Annotated in this window: 16 protein-coding genes; 2 read left to right on the top strand and 14 right to left on the bottom strand. The window is 64.1% G+C overall.

Annotated elements, in window-relative coordinates:
* Position 1 precedes the first annotated feature (1 nt).
* The 5 genes from J2X67_RS03945 to J2X67_RS03925 form a co-directional block, all read right to left on the bottom strand.
* Positions 2-1,540 carry an ATP-binding protein gene (locus tag J2X67_RS03945; protein ID WP_309950697.1) on the bottom strand — a complete coding sequence of 513 codons (1,539 nt, stop codon included), beginning with the start codon at positions 1,538-1,540 and terminating at the stop codon, positions 2-4.
* Positions 1,537-3,033 carry an ATPase domain-containing protein gene (locus J2X67_RS03940; protein WP_281149889.1) on the bottom strand — a complete coding sequence of 499 codons (1,497 nt, stop codon included), beginning with the start codon at positions 3,031-3,033 and terminating at the stop codon, positions 1,537-1,539. The genes J2X67_RS03945 and J2X67_RS03940 overlap by 4 nt, the downstream gene beginning before the upstream one ends.
* A gap of 183 nt (positions 3,034-3,216) precedes the next feature.
* Positions 3,217-3,405 carry a hypothetical protein gene (locus tag J2X67_RS03935; protein ID WP_309950694.1) on the bottom strand — a complete coding sequence of 63 codons (189 nt, stop codon included), beginning with the start codon at positions 3,403-3,405 and terminating at the stop codon, positions 3,217-3,219.
* A gap of 127 nt (positions 3,406-3,532) precedes the next feature.
* Positions 3,533-4,456: a cation diffusion facilitator family transporter gene (locus J2X67_RS03930; RefSeq protein WP_309950693.1), complete on the bottom strand. Its 924-nt coding sequence runs from the start codon at positions 4,454-4,456 to the stop codon at positions 3,533-3,535.
* A gap of 55 nt (positions 4,457-4,511) precedes the next feature.
* Positions 4,512-4,691 (bottom strand): DUF3606 domain-containing protein, encoded by a 180-nt coding sequence (locus J2X67_RS03925; protein WP_281149886.1) that lies wholly within the window; start codon positions 4,689-4,691, stop codon positions 4,512-4,514.
* A gap of 194 nt (positions 4,692-4,885) precedes the next feature.
* Between J2X67_RS03925 and xth the strand changes: the two genes are divergently transcribed.
* Both xth and J2X67_RS03915 read left to right on the top strand, forming a co-directional pair.
* Positions 4,886-5,671, top strand: coding sequence for an exodeoxyribonuclease III (xth, locus tag J2X67_RS03920; protein ID WP_309950691.1), 786 nt, complete (start codon positions 4,886-4,888; stop codon positions 5,669-5,671).
* Positions 5,672-5,676: 5 nt separating this feature from the next.
* Entirely contained in the window at positions 5,677-6,183 is a 507-nt protein-coding gene (locus J2X67_RS03915) for a hypothetical protein (RefSeq protein WP_309950690.1), read from the top strand.
* Positions 6,184-6,204: 21 nt separating this feature from the next.
* On the opposite strand, the gene ntrC is transcribed toward J2X67_RS03915, so the two are convergent.
* The 9 genes from ntrC to J2X67_RS03870 all read right to left on the bottom strand — a co-directional run bounded on the left by ntrC (position 6,205) and on the right by J2X67_RS03870 (position 15,610).
* Positions 6,205-7,740, bottom strand: a complete 1,536-nt coding sequence (gene ntrC, locus J2X67_RS03910) for a nitrogen regulation protein NR(I) (protein WP_309950689.1) — start codon at positions 7,738-7,740, stop codon at positions 6,205-6,207.
* A gap of 23 nt (positions 7,741-7,763) precedes the next feature.
* Positions 7,764-8,843 (bottom strand): nitrogen regulation protein NR(II), encoded by a 1,080-nt coding sequence (gene glnL, locus J2X67_RS03905; RefSeq protein ID WP_309950688.1) that lies wholly within the window; start codon positions 8,841-8,843, stop codon positions 7,764-7,766.
* Between the two features lie 16 nt (positions 8,844-8,859).
* Complete coding sequence (locus tag J2X67_RS03900) at positions 8,860-9,372, bottom strand: hypothetical protein (protein WP_309950685.1); 513 nt, start codon at positions 9,370-9,372, stop codon at positions 8,860-8,862.
* A 143-nt stretch (positions 9,373-9,515) separates the two neighbouring features.
* Positions 9,516-10,931 (bottom strand): type I glutamate--ammonia ligase, encoded by a 1,416-nt coding sequence (glnA, locus tag J2X67_RS03895; protein WP_126747480.1) that lies wholly within the window; start codon positions 10,929-10,931, stop codon positions 9,516-9,518.
* Between the two features lie 146 nt (positions 10,932-11,077).
* Positions 11,078-11,878 (bottom strand): molybdopterin-binding protein, encoded by an 801-nt coding sequence (locus J2X67_RS03890; RefSeq protein WP_309950683.1) that lies wholly within the window; start codon positions 11,876-11,878, stop codon positions 11,078-11,080.
* Positions 11,875-12,756, bottom strand: a complete 882-nt coding sequence (locus tag J2X67_RS03885; protein WP_309950682.1) for an EI24 domain-containing protein — start codon at positions 12,754-12,756, stop codon at positions 11,875-11,877. The genes J2X67_RS03890 and J2X67_RS03885 overlap by 4 nt, the downstream gene beginning before the upstream one ends.
* A gap of 38 nt (positions 12,757-12,794) precedes the next feature.
* Positions 12,795-13,769 carry a sterol desaturase family protein gene (locus J2X67_RS03880; protein WP_309950679.1) on the bottom strand — a complete coding sequence of 325 codons (975 nt, stop codon included), beginning with the start codon at positions 13,767-13,769 and terminating at the stop codon, positions 12,795-12,797.
* Between the two features lie 10 nt (positions 13,770-13,779).
* A complete protein-coding gene (locus J2X67_RS03875) occupies positions 13,780-14,544 on the bottom strand; it encodes a polysaccharide deacetylase family protein (RefSeq protein WP_309950839.1) in 765 nt (254 codons plus the stop codon).
* A 58-nt stretch (positions 14,545-14,602) separates the two neighbouring features.
* Positions 14,603-15,610: a YncE family protein gene (locus J2X67_RS03870; protein WP_309950677.1), complete on the bottom strand. Its 1,008-nt coding sequence runs from the start codon at positions 15,608-15,610 to the stop codon at positions 14,603-14,605.
* Between the last annotated feature and the right edge of the window lie 41 nt (positions 15,611-15,651).

Here is a 15,651-nt window from a genome sequence, read left to right as displayed (position 1 = left end):
GCTACAGGACTGAGAAGAGCGCCGCCAGGTCGAGCGGCTTGAGCAAGTGATGGTCGAACCCCGCCATGGCAATGCGGTCCTTGTCGCCTTGCTGGCCCCATCCCGTCAATGCAACAAGAATCAATCCCTTGAGGGCCGGGTTGGCGCGCAGCTTGATGGCCAGTTCGCAGCCGTCCATGCCCGGCATGCCGATGTCCAGGATCGCGAGCCCGGGCAGCACGCCATCGGCCACTGCATGCAACGCTGCATCGCCGCTGTAGGCCACATGGGTCGAGGCGCCGAGCGACTGCAGCAAGTCGCTCAACGCGTCGGCCGCATCGCGGTTGTCATCGACGATCAGCACGGTGTTCGGCAAAGAGGCCGGCCAGCCGGCGACAGCGGCCGCCGGCGGCGTGGCCGAGCCGGCATCGATGCGCGTGAGCGGCAGGCGCACGCAGAACATTGCGCCCCGGCCAAGGCCATCGCTGGTTGCCACCACGCTTCCCCCGTGCAGCTCGACAAGGCTCTTCACCAGCGTAAGCCCGATGCCCAGCCCGCCTTGCGCCGCCTTGGAGGTGCCGCTGACCTGCACGAACATGTCGAAGATCGAATTGAGCATTTCCGGTGCAATGCCGGTGCCGTTGTCCCACACCTCGACCACCGCATGGCGGCCCTCCTTGCGCAGGACAATCCTGATCTTGCCGCCCGGCGCGGTGTACTTGGCGGCGTTGTTGAGCAGGTTTGAAAAGACCTGCGTCAGGCGCACGCCGTCGCCTCGCACCACCAGCGGCTCGTCGCACAGTTCGGTGCTCAGCTCGTGCTTCGCACCTTCGAGCAACGGCCGGCTCAGTTCGATTGCGTCCTTGATGACCGATTCGAGCGCAACGGCCTCCATGCGCAACTCGATCTTGCCGCGCGTGATGCGCGAGACTTCCATCAGGTCGTTCACCAGCCGCACCATGTGCTCGATCTGCCGGCCCATGAGCTCGTAGTAGCGCACGGCCTCCGCGGCCTCGTGCGGCTTTCGCATCAAGAGGGTGAGCGCGGTGCTCATCGGCGCGAGCGGATTGCGCAGCTCGTGCGCCAGCGTTGCAAGGAACTCGGTCTTGCGCTGGTCGGCTTCGCGCAGGCCGTCGAGCAGGTCACGCAGCTGGTATTGGCGGTTGCGTGCACGCAGCGCCGTTCGCACCGTGCTGATGAGCGACGCCACCCGCATCGGGCGTTCAATGACGGTGACGTTTGCCAGCTTGTCCATGGCTTCGGCAATCACGCGCGAATCCGCGCCCTGGCGGGCAAGAATGAGCACCGGCACGTCGGACCACGGCGCCTGCGAGGCAAGCACCTCGTTCAGCGAGGCGGCGGCCGGGTCGACCAGGACCTCTTCAGCCAGCATGACCGCGCCCGCGCCTTGCTGCAGCTCGCGCACAAGGTCGCCCAGGTTGGCGCACGAGTGCGTATCGATCTGGGCGCGAGCCAATACGGCGTTGGCCATCAGGGCGTCCCTGGAGGTCGCGGTTCGCAACAGGATGCGCTGCTCGACGGGTGCCGGTGCTGCGCTCACGATGCGTGCTGCACGCCGTCGATGGGAATCGGAATGCCCGACAGGATGCCCCTGAAGTTACGCAGCGGCTCGCCGATCTTCAGGCCCGTTGCAGTCATCGAGAAATCGCGGATGCTCCGCTCATGCGCACCGCCGCGCTTCTTCAGCACCGAGATGGCCTGGCGCACTTCGCCGTCGAGCTCGAAATAGCGAAGCAGCACCACGGCATCGGCCAGGTAGCTCGCGTCCACCGGCGTCTGCATCTGCATGCCGATGAGTCCGTGTTGCGCGCCGACCAGCAGCGTTGCGACGCCCGCCTGCCCAAGGTAGGAGAGCAGTTCATGCAGTTGCGCAATCAGAAACCGCTCGTCGGGCATGGCGTTGAGGTAGCCGTTCAGGCTGTCGATCACCACCACGGCCGCACCGGACTCCACCACCGCGAGGCGTATCAGGTGCACGAACTCGCCGGGCGACAGCTCGGCCGGATCGACCTGCCGCACCTTGATGCGGCCGGCATCGATATGCGAACCCAGGTCCATGCCCATGCTTTCGCAGCGCGTGCGCAAGGTGTTGATGCTCTCGTCGAAGATGAAGAGCGCCGCGCATTCGCCGCGCTGCGCTGCGGCCAGCGCAAACTGCACTGCCACGGTCGACTTGCCGGTACCCGGCGCTCCGACGAACAGCGTACTCGTGCCCCGCTCTATGCCGCCGCCCAGCAAGGCGTCGAGCGACTCGATGCCGCTCGGAATCCGCACCTGCGTGAGTGCAGCCGAATGCTCAGCCGCTACCAGGCGTGGAAACACGCGAAGGCCGCCCCGCTCGATGCGGTAGTCGTGATAGCCGCCGCGAAATTGCTGGCCGCGGTATTTGCTGACGACCAGTCTGCGGCGAGCGGCGCCGTAGTCGGAACTGATCTGCTCGAGCCGCAGCACGGCGTGGGCGATGCTCTGCACCTGCAGGTCATGCTTAGTGGCGGTCATGTCGTCGAGCAGCAGCACCGTGCATCGGCGGCCTGCAAAAAACTGCTTGAGCGCCAGGATCTGCCGCCTGTAGCGAAGGGAGCTGCCGGCCAGCAGGCGCAGCTCGGACAGCGAATCGAAGACGACTCGCGAGGGCTTGATCACATCGACGTCAGAGAGGATTCGGAGTGTCGTCTCGCTGAGTTCGACCTCGGAGGGATGGAACATCGTGTACTGCTCGTCGGGCTCCAGCGCGGTCTCCGAAGGGAGCATTTCTCGCACTTCGATGCCGCTCAGATCCCAGCCATGGGAGTCGGCAACGCCCCTGAGCTCATGCGCCGTTTCGGACAGGGTGACGTACATCACCGATTCGCCGCGCGCCGCGCCTTCAATCAGGAACTGAAGCGCGATAGTGGTCTTGCCCGCACCTGGCGTGCCCTCGACCAGGTACAAGCGATTGGACGTGAGGCCGCCCCCAAGAACATCGTCGAGGCCGGGCACGCCGATCTTTATCAGGCGTTCCTGCATGGCCCCCGTCGCGGCGTCGATCTTCATTTTTTTCCTCCATCGTATGGACAGACAGTCCTTCTTTACGCTGTTGTCTGTTTGCGATCTGCCTGCGAAAAAATGACTCCGCAGGCCGGGCAGCCAATGCCCGCAGGAATGATTTTTAGCTAGGGGAGAGTGCCTCCCCTGTAGGGCGGCGCCTTTTTCGTGAGAAGACAAAGCTCCCGCCGCTCAGGACTTTTCGGGCGTCTTGTGCTCGGCCGAACCCGGGTCTTCGAGCTTCTTGTTCTCGACCTTCTTCATCATCTCCTCACCCTCGGTGTCGCTGCCATCAGTGGGTACGGATTCTTCCTGGGTGATCTCGGGTTCGTCCGGGGAGCGCTTCGGGCGCGATGACGGCGGCGGTGCAGGCGTGTTCATGCGGCTATCTCCTGAGTGAGGCTCGACCGTGGCGCAAGCGCCGGGCCCCAGCGCTCAGGCAAACACGTAAGCAAGGGTCAGCCAAGGCCGACGATCCCGGTTCGTCTGAACGATGCCGCGAGGCACCTCACGCGCTTGCTACTGCTTGTACCGGGGCCTCGCTCGCCTCGATGAAGAGCCGCCGGATCATCGGAAAACGCGCGCGCACCTGCCCTTCGATGGCCGAAATGGCCTCGGCCGCTTCGCCCGTGGCAGTACCTTCCTTGAAGTTCACGTCGACGATGGCCAGCACCTCGTCGGGGCCGATGTACATCGACAGCACATGGCCGACGTCGCTGACACTGGGCTGCTCCATGGCAAGGCTGCGAATGGCCCGCGCGGTTTCAGGGCGAATCCCTTCGCCGATGAGAAGCCCCCGCGCCTGGCCGATCAGCAGCACAGCCACGCCAGCCAGCAGCAGGCCGATCACCACCGAGGCCGCGCCGTCGAGCTGAGGCATGTCGAGGCGGTGGCTCAGGTAGATGCCCAGCGCAGCCACCGCCAGCCCCATGAGCGCCGCGGAGTCTTCGGCCAGCACGGTATAGGTGGTGGGGTCCTTGCTTTGCTCGAGCGCGCGCCAGAAAGGCCGGCCGCGGGCCTGCGCGCGGAATTGCCGCAGCGCGATGAGGAAGCTGGTGCCCTCGAACAGGAACGCCAAGGCCAGCACAATGTAGTTCCAGGTGGGATCGCGCATCGGCTCCGGATGGCGGATGTGCTGGATGCCCTCGTAGAAAGACACCCCGCCGCCGAGCCCGAAGATGAGCACCGCGACAATCAGGCTCCAGAAATACAGTTCCTTGCCGTGGCCGAACGGGTGCTCGGGGGTGGCGGGCCGTTGGCTCAGCCTGATTCCCACCAGCAGAAGCACGCCGTTGAAGGTGTCGACCGCGGAGTGAATGCCTTCGGACAGCATGGCCGAACTGCCGGTAATGCCGGCCACCACGAACTTGGTCGCGGCAATGGCTACGTTGGCGCCGATCGCGCCGTAGATGGCAACTTTGGATTCAGCCATCCATCAGGTAGCGCGAGGGCTGCGGCCGCAAGCCGGCCGACGGCCCCAGCGCTTTTCAGGGAAGGCCAAGATAAACGCGCAGGTCGTCCTTGATGGTGCCCGCGGACGCAACCGCCAACCGCAGCCGGGTCTCGCTGACACCAAACCACTTCGTCCAATAGTCGACCTCTTTCAGGTCCGTGATGTCGATGTGCTCGTCGTTCTGCGGAACGCGAATCTCCATATCGTCCGGCATCGGGCTCTCCAGGTTGTTGGAGACGGCAGTTTCCTTGCGAAGAAAACGTGCTTTGCCGGTCGCTTTCCATGGTTCTTGCAGGACAAGTTCTACACGCGCGGATGAATCCTCCGCCGGCGGGCCGCGAGTGGGGTACAAAGGCGGACCCGCGCATTCCGGCAGGAGTGCCCCCCGAGTCAACAACGTAGCGTTTGATGAAAATAGCCACCTGGAACGTCAACTCCCTTACCGCCCGCCTGCAGCATGTGCTCGACTGGCTGATTGCCAACCCTGTGGACGTGCTGTGCCTGCAGGAGCTCAAGATGAGCGACGACAAGTTTCCTCTCGATGTGCTCAAGTCGGCGGGTTATGAGTGCGCGGTGTTCGGCCAGAAAACGTACAACGGCGTGGCCATCCTGAGCCTGGCGCCGATGCGCGACGTGGCAAAGAACATCGGCGGCTTCACCGATGACCAGTCGCGGGTGATCGCAGCCACCATCGACACCGCGGCAGGCCCGCTGCGCGTGGTGAACGGGTACTTCGTCAACGGCCAAGCGCCGGGTACCGAAAAGTTCGAATACAAGATGGGCTGGCTGCGCGCGTTGCGCGAATGGCTGCGTGCCGAGATGGCGGCGCATCCGAACCTGGTTCTGCTCGGCGACTTCAACATCACGCCGGAAGACCGGGACAGCTACGACCCGGTGGGGCTGGCGGAAACCATCCACCACACCACCGAAGAGCGCGAGCAGTTCAAGGCGCTGCTGCAGCTTGGCCTTGTCGACAGCTTCCGCCTTTTCGAACAGCCCGAGAAGAGCTATTCGTGGTGGGACTACCGCATGCTCGGCTACCAGAAGAACCGGGGCCTGCGCATCGACCACATTCTTGTGAGCGAACCGCTGGTGCCGCGCGTTAAGGGTTGCGTCATCGACCGCGTGCCGCGCAAATGGGAAAAGCCCAGCGACCACGCGCCGGTGGTGCTCGATATCGACCAAGGGACCTGATGAAAATGACCATGCGCACCCTGGCAACCGTTGCAGCCGCACTGACGCTTGTTGCCTGCTCGGCGTTGAAACCGGCCGACAAGACCGGCGAAGACAAGTCGCCCACCTCCCCGACAGACGAAGTAGCTGGCGCAAAGCCCAATGTGCCAACCACGCGCCTGATCACCGCCCAGACGCCTGCAGTGCGGGCCTACCGCAAGACCGGCGCGGGCCAGATCTACAAGACCTACGCGCAGCGTATCTACAAGGGAAAAATCCCTCCGCTGGTGTATGCGGTGGTGGTCGTCGAAACCGAGCTCGATGCCCGCGGCAACGTCACCAACGTCACGTTCAGCCGCGTTCCGAGCCATGCGCCTGAAGTGCCGGGCAAGATTGCGGAGCTCATCAAGGCGGCGTCGCCGTTGCCAAGCCCAGGGCGCCTGGGTGGCCACACGTATGTGGACACCTGGCTTTGGGACAAGAGCGGAAACTTCCAGCTCGATTCGCTGACGCTCGGCCAACGAAGCCGCTAGCCACACCCGGCGGGGGCCGCTCTACTCGATTCCGAGTTCCTGGATTTTCCGGGTGATGGTGTTGCGGCCGATGCCCAGCTTCTGGGCAGCTTCGATGCGGCGGCCGCGGGTGTTGGCCAGTGCGGTAAGTATCAGCCGCGACTCGAAGCGGCGCGACAGCACGTCCCACACGTCGGTGCGCCCGGCGGCCAGCAGCGCCTGGGCTTCCATCTCAAGACCGCTCTCCCAGCTGCTGGCGCCCACCAGGCCTTCGGTCGCTTCTGGCGCGGCGCTCGCAGGGGCGGATTCGCGCTCCGGGCTGGGCGAGAGCGTTGGTGCGGGTTGCAGGGCGGTGGGCGTCGCTGCGGCAACTGCAGCTTCGCCGGCGTGCGCTTCCGCACCGGCTCCCGCGGCCATTACTTCCGGCGGCAGGTCCTTGGCTTCGATGAGTTGGGCCGGCGCCATGACGGTGAGCCAGTGGCAGATGTTCTCGAGCTGGCGTACGTTGCCCGGAAAGCTGAACGCGGCGAGCCTGGCCAACGCGGCGTCTGAAATGCGCTTGGGCTCGACGCCGAGCTGACGCGCGCTCACCTGGAGGAAGTGGCGCGTGAGTGCGGGCACATCTTCGCCGCGCTCGCGCAGCGCGGGCAGGCGCAGGCGAATCACGTTGAGGCGGTGGAACAAGTCTTCGCGGAAGCCGCCGAGCTTGACGCGCTGCTCCAGGTCCTGGTGCGTGGCTGCAATCACGCGCACGTTGGCCTTCACGGAGTTGTGTCCGCCCACGCGGTAGAAATGCCCGTCGCTCAGCACGCGCAGAAGGCGCGTCTGCAGGTCGAACGGCATGTCGCCGATTTCATCCAGGAACAGCGTGCCGCCCTCGGCCTGCTCGAAGCGGCCGCGCCGCATGGTCTGCGCGCCGGTGAAGGCGCCGCGCTCGTGGCCGAAGAGTTCGCTCTCGAGCAGGTCCTTGGGAATGGCCGCGGTGTTGATGGCCACGAAGGGCCCGTTGGCGCGCGGCGAATGCTTGTGCAGCGCACGCGCCACCAGTTCCTTGCCCGAACCCGACTCGCCGGTAATGAGCACCGTGACGTTGCTCTGTGAAAGCCGGCCGATGGCGCGGAACACGTCCTGCATGGCAGGCGCCTGGCCCAGCATTTCGGGTGCGGCAACCATGCGCTCTTCGGCCACTTCCTCGCGCTGGCTTTCGTCGACGGCGCGGCGAATCAGCTCTACCGCGCGCGGCAGGTCGAAGGGCTTGGGAAGGTATTCGAAGGCACCGCCCTGGAAAGCCGAAACGGCGCTGTCCAGGTCGGAGAACGCCGTCATGATGATGACCGGCAAGCCGGGATGCTTGGCCTTGATCTTGTCGAGCAGGTCGAGCCCGGAGCCGCCGGGCATGCGGATGTCGCTCACCAGGACTTGCGGGCCCTGCTGTTCGTCGTCTGCGGCGAGTTCGAGGGCGGCCAGCACCTCGCGCGTGTTGGTAAAGCTGCGCGTGGGCAGGTCTTCGCGCAACAAGGCCTTCTCCAGCACGAAGCGGATCGATTGGTCGTCATCAACTATCCAGATCGGCTTCATGCATCTCCTTGTTGCCGTGGCTGCTAGGGCAGCGGAATCAATATCTTGAAATCGGTTCGGCCCGGGACACTGTCGCACTCGATCACGCCGTGATGCTGTTGCACAAAAGTTTGCGCGAGCGTCAATCCAAGCCCTGTCCCGCCTTCCCTGCCCGATACGAGCGGATAGAAGATGCGGTCCTTGATCGTGTCCGGCACACCCGGTCCGTTGTCGATGACATGCAATTCCAGTGCCAATCGATACCACTGCTTGTTGAATATCACCTGTCGGGCGATGCGTGTCTTGAAAGTGATCTGCGCGTCGCCAGCCGCGCGGCGCTCGGACAAGGCCTGTGCCGCGTTGTGCACGATGTTGAGCGTGGCCTGGATGAGTTGCTCGCGGTCGCCCCGAAACTCGGGTATCGACACGTCGAAGTCGCGCTCGATATGCAGGTCGCGCGGAAACTCCGCAAGAATGACCGAGCGCACGCGCTCGCACACTTCGTGGATGTTGACGTCGCCCACCACATGCGGGCGCCGGTGAGGTGCCAGCAGCCGGTCGACCAGCGTTTGCAGCCGGTCGGCTTCGTGGATGATGACTTGCGTGTATTCGATCAGGTCGCGCGACTCGACTTCCATCTGCAGCAACTGGGCCGCGCCCCGAATACCGCCAAGCGGGTTCTTGATCTCGTGCGCCAGGTTGCGAATGAGTTCCTTGTTGGCCTGGGCCTGGTCGAGCAGGCGTTCTTCGCGGTCTTGCCGCACCTGCTGCTCGAGCGGCGACATCTCGATGATGAGCTCGCCCTGCTTGTCGCCCTGCGCAAGCGTGACCTGCACCGGCATCAGTTCGTGGTTCACGCGGCGCAGAAAGGCCTCGTATCGCAGCGTGGCAAAGTCGTTGCTGCGCGCGCCGTCGATGGCGGTGCGCAGCACGTGCGGTTCATGAAAGCACGCCCCGAACTGCGAGCCTTCGAGCGTGCGGCGCGACGTACCCAGTGCGTCTTCGAGCGCTGCATTGGCAAACAGCACCGAACCATTGGTGCTGACCACCGCAATCAACGTGGAGAGCAGGTCGAAGGACTGAAAGCGCGGAGTGGCGCCGGCCGCCTTCTTCCCAAATGCCATCGATCGTCCTGTTGCCTTACTGCTGCTTGGCCGGCAGGCGGCCAAGTTCGCGGCGAATGCCCGCTATGTCGCTCTCGTTGCGCGCGAGTTCGGCCTTCATTTCGGCCACGCGGTCGAGGTACTTCTGGTAGTTGCGGCCTTCGCTGCCCTGCTTTTCGGGCTCGCCGTTGTTGTATTCCTTCTGGAGCTCGGCCTGGCGTGCCTCGGCTTTCTTGAGCTCGGCTTCGAGCACCGAACGGGCTTCGCCGTCGCGGGCGCGCTGGTCGACGCCTTCCACGCGCGGGCTGCCAGCCGGCGCACGCGCGGCCGAGGAACCACCGCCGCCGCTCGAAGACTTGGGCGCCGGCATTCCGGAGCCCTGCACGACGGTGACGTTGCCGCCTTCCATGACCTTGCAGCCTTTTTGCTGGGCAATCGTCGAGTTGTTGGTGTATTCATTGCCACAGCGCCACACGCGCTCCTGCGACGAGGCGGGCACGGCGACGGCCAACAATGAACCAGCCAGGAAAATGAGAGAAGCAGTCTTCATGAGAATCGTTGGGTGGCGCGACAAAGGCGCATTTTCCTGCAATTCGACTCCACCGGTGACAAGATGTTCCATGTCAACGAAAAAGGACGGCCGAAGCCGTCCTTTCTGTCTTACTTACCCGTCAGGGGCTTGCGCCCGCCGATTTACAGGGAGTAGTACATGTCGAACTCGACCGGGTGGGTCGCCATGCGGAAGCGCGTGACTTCCTGCATCTTCAGTTCGATGTACGCGTCGATGTAAGCATCGGTGAACACGCCGCCCTTTGTCAGGAACGCACGGTCCTTGTCGAGGTATTCCAGGGCCTGGTCGAGGCTGTGGCACACGGTCGGGATCAGCGCGTCTTCTTCGGGCGGCAGGTGGTACAGGTCCTTGCTGGCGGCTTCGCCCGGATGGATCTTGTTTTCCACGCCGTCGAGGCCGGCCATCAGCAGTGCAGCAAAGCCGAGGTACGGGTTCATCAGCGGATCGGGGAAGCGCGCTTCGACGCGGCGGCCCTTCGGGTTGGCCACGAACGGAATGCGGATCGAGGCCGAGCGGTTCTTGGCCGAGTAGGCCAGCTTCACCGGGGCTTCGAAGCCGGGCACCAGACGCTTGTAGCTGTTGGTGCCGGGGTTCGTGATTGCGTTCAGGGCACGGGCGTGCTTGATGATGCCGCCGATGTAGTGCAGCGCGAAGTCCGAGAGGCCCGCGTAGCCGTCGCCGGCGAACAGGTTCTTGCCGTCCTTCCAGACCGACTGGTGCACGTGCATGCCCGAGCCGTTGTCGCCGACGATAGGCTTGGGCATGAAGGTGGCGGTCTTGCCATAGGCGTGGGCCACGTTGTGGATCACGTACTTTTGCAGCTGGACCCAGTCGGCGCGCTGAACCAGCGTGCTGAACTTGGTGCCGAGTTCCATCTGGCCTGCATTGGCCACTTCATGGTGATGCACTTCGACCGGAATGCCGAGCGATTCGAGCACCAGGCACATTTCGGAACGCATGTCCTGGAAGCTGTCGACCGGGGGAACCGGAAAGTAGCCACCCTTGACTGCCGGACGGTGGCCGGTGTTGCCGTGCTCGTATTCCTTGTCGGTGTTCCACGAGGCTTCTTCGGATTCGATCTTGACGAAGCAGCCCGACATGTCGTTCTTCCAGCGAACGCCATCGAAGACGAAGAATTCGGGTTCCGGACCGAAGTAGGCCGTGTCGCCCAGGCCCGAAGCCTTCATGTACGCCTCGGCGCGCTTGGCGAGCGAACGCGGGTCGCGCTCGTAGGCCTTGCCGTCGGCGGGGTCGATCACGTCGCAGGTCAGGATCAGCGTCGTTTCTTCGAAGAAGGGATCGATGTTGGCGGTGTTCGGGTCGGGCATGAGCTGCATGTCCGAAGCTTCGATTCCCTTCCAGCCAGCAATGGACGAGCCGTCGAACGCGTGGCCCGAGGTGAATTTGTCTTCATCGAATGCCGAAACAGGCACGGTCACGTGCTGCTCTTTGCCGCGGGTGTCGGTGAAGCGGAAGTCGATGAACTTGACCTCGTTTTCCTTGACGAGCTTGAGTACATCGGCGACGGTCTTTGCCATCAGTTTCTCCTGAGTTGGATGGTGGTTAGGAATACAGGGACGGGGGATGCAGTTTCTGTGCCATTGTCGCCCCTTGCGAGGAGCCTCTGGCGAGGGGTACAAACCCCAAAAAAAGGCGAAAAATCACCAAATTGGTGCCAATGGTTTTATCGCACCAATTCAGGGCCAAGCTTCGCATCAAAGGCGTGCAAGCCCTCGATCAGTTGCGAATAGGCGGCATCAAGAAGGCTCGGCGCGCCTTTAACGCCCAATTCGATGTGGCGGCCGTATTGCGGATGATCGACGCTTGGCAGGCTGAACACCTTGACGCCCGCATGGGTTGCCTCGATGGCTTGCATGAGGGGCGTGAGCGTTGCTTCCATCGCACCAAAAACGATGACGGACTTTTCGGCCGACTGGCCGCTGGTGAACATGCCGGCATAGCGGGTATCGAGCACGGATTCGATCATCGGCCAGGCCATGACGGGAAAGCCCGGCACAAAATGAACATGGTCGACGCTGAAGCCCGGAATCTTGTTGTACGGGTTGCGGATGATCGTCGCACCCTTGGGAAACACGCCCATGTTGAGGCGGTGGATGTTGTCGGGCCGGTCGGGTTCGTAGGCAATGCCCTGCTCGCGCGCGGTGTCCTGCATGCGTTCGCGAATCAGCAGCTCTGCCTCAGGGTGCAGTTCGAGCGGCACCCGCAGCGCCTGCGCGGCGCATTGACGGGTGTGGTCGTCCGGCGTGGCACCGATGCCGCCGGTCGAAAAAACGACGTCGCCCGAGGCAAAGGCGCGGCTGAGTGCGGCCGTGATGCGGGTCGGCTCGTCGCCGACGTATTCGGCCCAGCCCAGTTGCAGGCCGCGGGCGGCGAGCAGTTCGATCACCTTTGGCATGTGCTTGTCGGCACGCTTGCCCGAGAGAATTTCGTCGCCGACTACGATCAGGCCGAATGCGCGGGTCATGGGGATTTCCATTGAGAAAGAATCGCCTGCTCGTCGACTTGCACGGCCGGCGAGCCGCCCGAGGATGAAGCCGCCGCGGTAGCGCGCCGGGCGCGCAATTGCGCCAGGGCGTCGAGGCAGTAATGTCCGAACCAGAGCGACGAGAAGGCGAATACCAGCGTGTAGATCCAGATTGCGAGCGGCACCAGCACGAAGAAGGCGGCGGCAAACAACAGGCCGGACGCCCACACGATGCTGGGCGCGGCGCCCAGATAGCCGCAGAGCACGCCAATGCACAGCAGCGGCAGCCGGTGCGCGCGCAGCAATGTGGCCCGCTCTTCGGGGCTTGCGTGTTCGGCCAGTGCGTCGAAACTCATCACGCGATACGTGAGCCAGCCCCAGATCAGCGGCGGCAGGATGAGCACCAGCGGCGGAATGAGCCAGAGCGGCATCGACACCACGAGCGCTATCAGCGCCAGCACCGTGAGGCCGAGCGAACGCGCCATGCTGGCAAAAAATGAAGCGCCCTTCTTTCGCTCGAGCATTGGAAAGCGGCGGCGCGCCACCAACGCGGTGAGCGGCGCAGCCATGAGACCGGCCACGATCAGGAGCGAAACCACCACGATGAGCGGCGTGGCGGCAAACACCACCACGAGCGGCGCCAGCATGGCCGTGACGTCGCCTGAGAAAAGCTTGCTGATCCACCCCCAGAAGCTGGAAAGCAGGGGCCAGGCATCCAGCGCCTCGCGGGTCCACGCAACTGCCGCATCCCAATAGAAATAGCCGAATCCTGCGGCCAGCAGCACCATCAGGCCCAGCGGCAGCAGCGACAGGACGATCACGCGCGGCAGCATGCAATATGCAACCGCGCGCCAGAAGGAATCGAGGAGCAGGCGCATTGATGCGAAGGATAACCGCCCGGTGATATGCCCCGCGCTCAGCCGCGGCCGACCATTCGCTTCAGGCCGAGCCACTGCTGGGCCCAGAAGCCGCTTCCGTAGTCACGCACCCGGCCGTCGGCGCCGGGTTCGACCTGGTCGCGGATGCCGGTCGGGTCGTAGCGCTTCTCGAAGTTGGCGGTGCGAAAAATCATGTCCCACCAGGGCAGCAGCACGCCAAAGTTGTGGCCGCCCAGCGTGTGGGCCCCTTGGGACTCGTGTCCGAGCCCTATGCTGTGGTGCAGCCGGTGAAAGCGCGGGCTGATCCAGAGCCGTTCGCCGATGGCGCCAAAGCCCAGCCTCAGGTTGGCGTGCTGCAGGCTTTCGCTGAGCTGGGTGAAGGCAACGAACGCAATGAACTGGCCGGGCGCCACGCCGATGAGCTGCGCCACGATGACGATGAGGGTGTCATGAATGATGTCGTCCAGCAGGTGGTTGCGGTCGTCGCTCCACATGGTCATCTGGCGCTGGGAGTGGTGCAGCGAGTGCAGGCCCCACCACCAGTTGAGCTGGTGCTGGCCGCGATGGATCCAGTAACCGACGAAGTCGAGCACCACGAGATAGATCGCGAATGCGACCCAGGGCACGTCGGTAACGCCGGGCCACACTTCGTCCAGATGAAAAGTGCCCCAGCCCGCGATGCGCAGGCTTCCGATGGCCTCGTCGAAGAACGGCTCCAGCGTGAAGAACATGGCCAGACGGAACAGGCCCAGGCGGTGGATCAGCGTGTAGAGCACGTCGATGCGGATCGCTCGGCGGTCGGTCACCGGCTCGACGGCGCGCCAACGCTGCAGCGGCCCGATGATCGCGAGGAGCACCGCAACCTGAATGAACCCGACCAGCAGCCAACCGGTGGCTGTGAAGGCGTCTTCGGTCCAGCCGCCAAGGCCCACCGCAAAGACCAGGGGCTGGATCAGCGTTTCGAAGAACCAGCCCTGCAGCGCCGAAAAGGTATCCGTCAACCAATCGATCACGGCGACTGCCTCAAGGGTGGGACGCGATCCAGGCGCGGTATTGCGGATGCTGGCGCAGCGTTTCGAAGCAAAAGCCCTTGGCCTTGAGGCCGACGATCAGCGGTTCGAGGTTGGCCGGCGCCCAGGGGTCTTTGCGCGACCAGATGCCCAGATGCGCAAGCAGGATGTCGCCGGGGCGGATGGTTTCGAGCGCCTGCGCCAGGAGCTTTTCGTTGCTGAACTTCTCGCTTGGCAGTTCGTCGCCCAGAAAACCGGCAGGCGACCAGCCCACATGCTCGAAACCGCAGGCCTTGGCCGCGGCAAGCAGCCGGGGCGAGGTTTTGCCGCCCGGCGCGCGGTACAGCGGCAGCGGCTTCTTGCCGGTAATGAGCGCCAGGCGTTCTGAAGCCTTGCTGATGTTGGCGCAGTATTCGGCCGCGCTCCAGGTGAACTCGCGGCCGGCGAACGCACCCGCCGAAGGCCTGATACGGAAGCTGGGTGGCTCACCCTTGAGGTCTGAGCGCCAGTACGCGTGGTCGTAGGTGTGCGAGGCAAACTCGTGGCCCTCGGCCGCCCTTGCCTTCCACCATGGCGCCCAGTGGCTGTCGAGGCTGTCGCCATCGGTCTGCGTGCGCTCGGCCGCGGCAAAGAAGGTAACGCGCACGTTCTGGCGCTTGAGCACGTCGGCCACGAACGGGGCAATGCCCATGTGGCCGGTGTCGAGGGTCAGGTAGACGGGCTTTTCGCAGGAGGCGCCTTGGGCCCAGGCAGCGGGCGTAGCCGCACAGGCGACCATGAAAACGATGCCGGCGAGGTTGCGGAACCGGCTTTGCCGGCCTGCCGATGGCGCCCGCTCAGATTCTTTTCGCATGGGCCAGGGTCCAGACGCCGTGCGGCGAACGGCCGACATTGACCTGGCGCACGACCTTCTGGGTGTCCAGGTCGATCACGCTGAGCTTCTTGGCCCAGCGCGAGGTGACGTACAGCGTCTTGCCGTCGGCGGATACGTCCATGCAGTCGGGGCCGCCCGGCACGGCGTAGGTGGCGCTCACCTTGAGCGTTGCCAGGTCGATCCGGCTGATGGTGTTGGCCACGCGGTTGCTCACGAAAACGCTCTTGCCGTCGCCAGCCGAACGAAAGGCGTGAGCGCCCTTGCCCGTCGGAATTTTGCCGACCAGCTTCGGCTCCGGGCCCGCGACGTCGAACACCTGTACGCCGTCGCTGCCGGTGAGGCCCACGAGCAGGGTCTTGTCGTTGTGCGCGCCGTAGATATCGGCCGGCATGGCGCCGGTTGCCACGCGCCAGCGAACGGCTTGCGTCGGCAGGTCGACGGCGATGAGTTCGTCGCTGTCTTGCATGGTCACGTAGGCGACGGTGCTGGTGTTGTCTATCCAGATGTGACTGGGCGTCTTGCCTGTGGCAATGCGCTTGGCGAGCTTCAGGTCCTTGCCGTCCCAGCGGTAGATGTCGACGTGATTGAGACGGTTTGCAGCCGTGACAAACCACTTCATGTCGCGCGAGAACTGCAGCTGGTACGGATCGATGATGCCGTAGACCACGCGCTGCACTTCGGCCGTTCTCGGGTTGAGAAAGGTCAGCGAATCGCCTGCCGAATTGGCCACGATGACCGACTTTTCGTCGGGCGTCATGTAGATGTGGTGCGGCTCCTTGCCGGTGGCAATGCGCTGCTTTTCAGTCCAGTCGAGCGGATTGATCACGCTGACGCTGGCGTCGAGCGAATTGAGCACGAAGATGGGCGGGGGTTCCGCGGGCGCAGCGGCGGCGGCTTGTGCCACCCAGACCGTCAGGCAAGAAAACAGGCAAGCCGCGAGGCGGCCATTCGGTCGGGCAAGGAATCGCAAGGGAAAGGTTCCGAAAGAGTGCTTTCGATTATCAACGGCCA

Origin of the sequence: Variovorax sp. 3319 (assembly GCF_031456585.1) — a bacterium.
GTDB classification, from domain to species: domain Bacteria; phylum Pseudomonadota; class Gammaproteobacteria; order Burkholderiales; family Burkholderiaceae_C; genus Variovorax; species Variovorax paradoxus_P.
The sequence above is the reverse complement of the archived record's forward strand: the minus strand, read 5'-3'. Positions and strand labels throughout refer to the sequence as shown.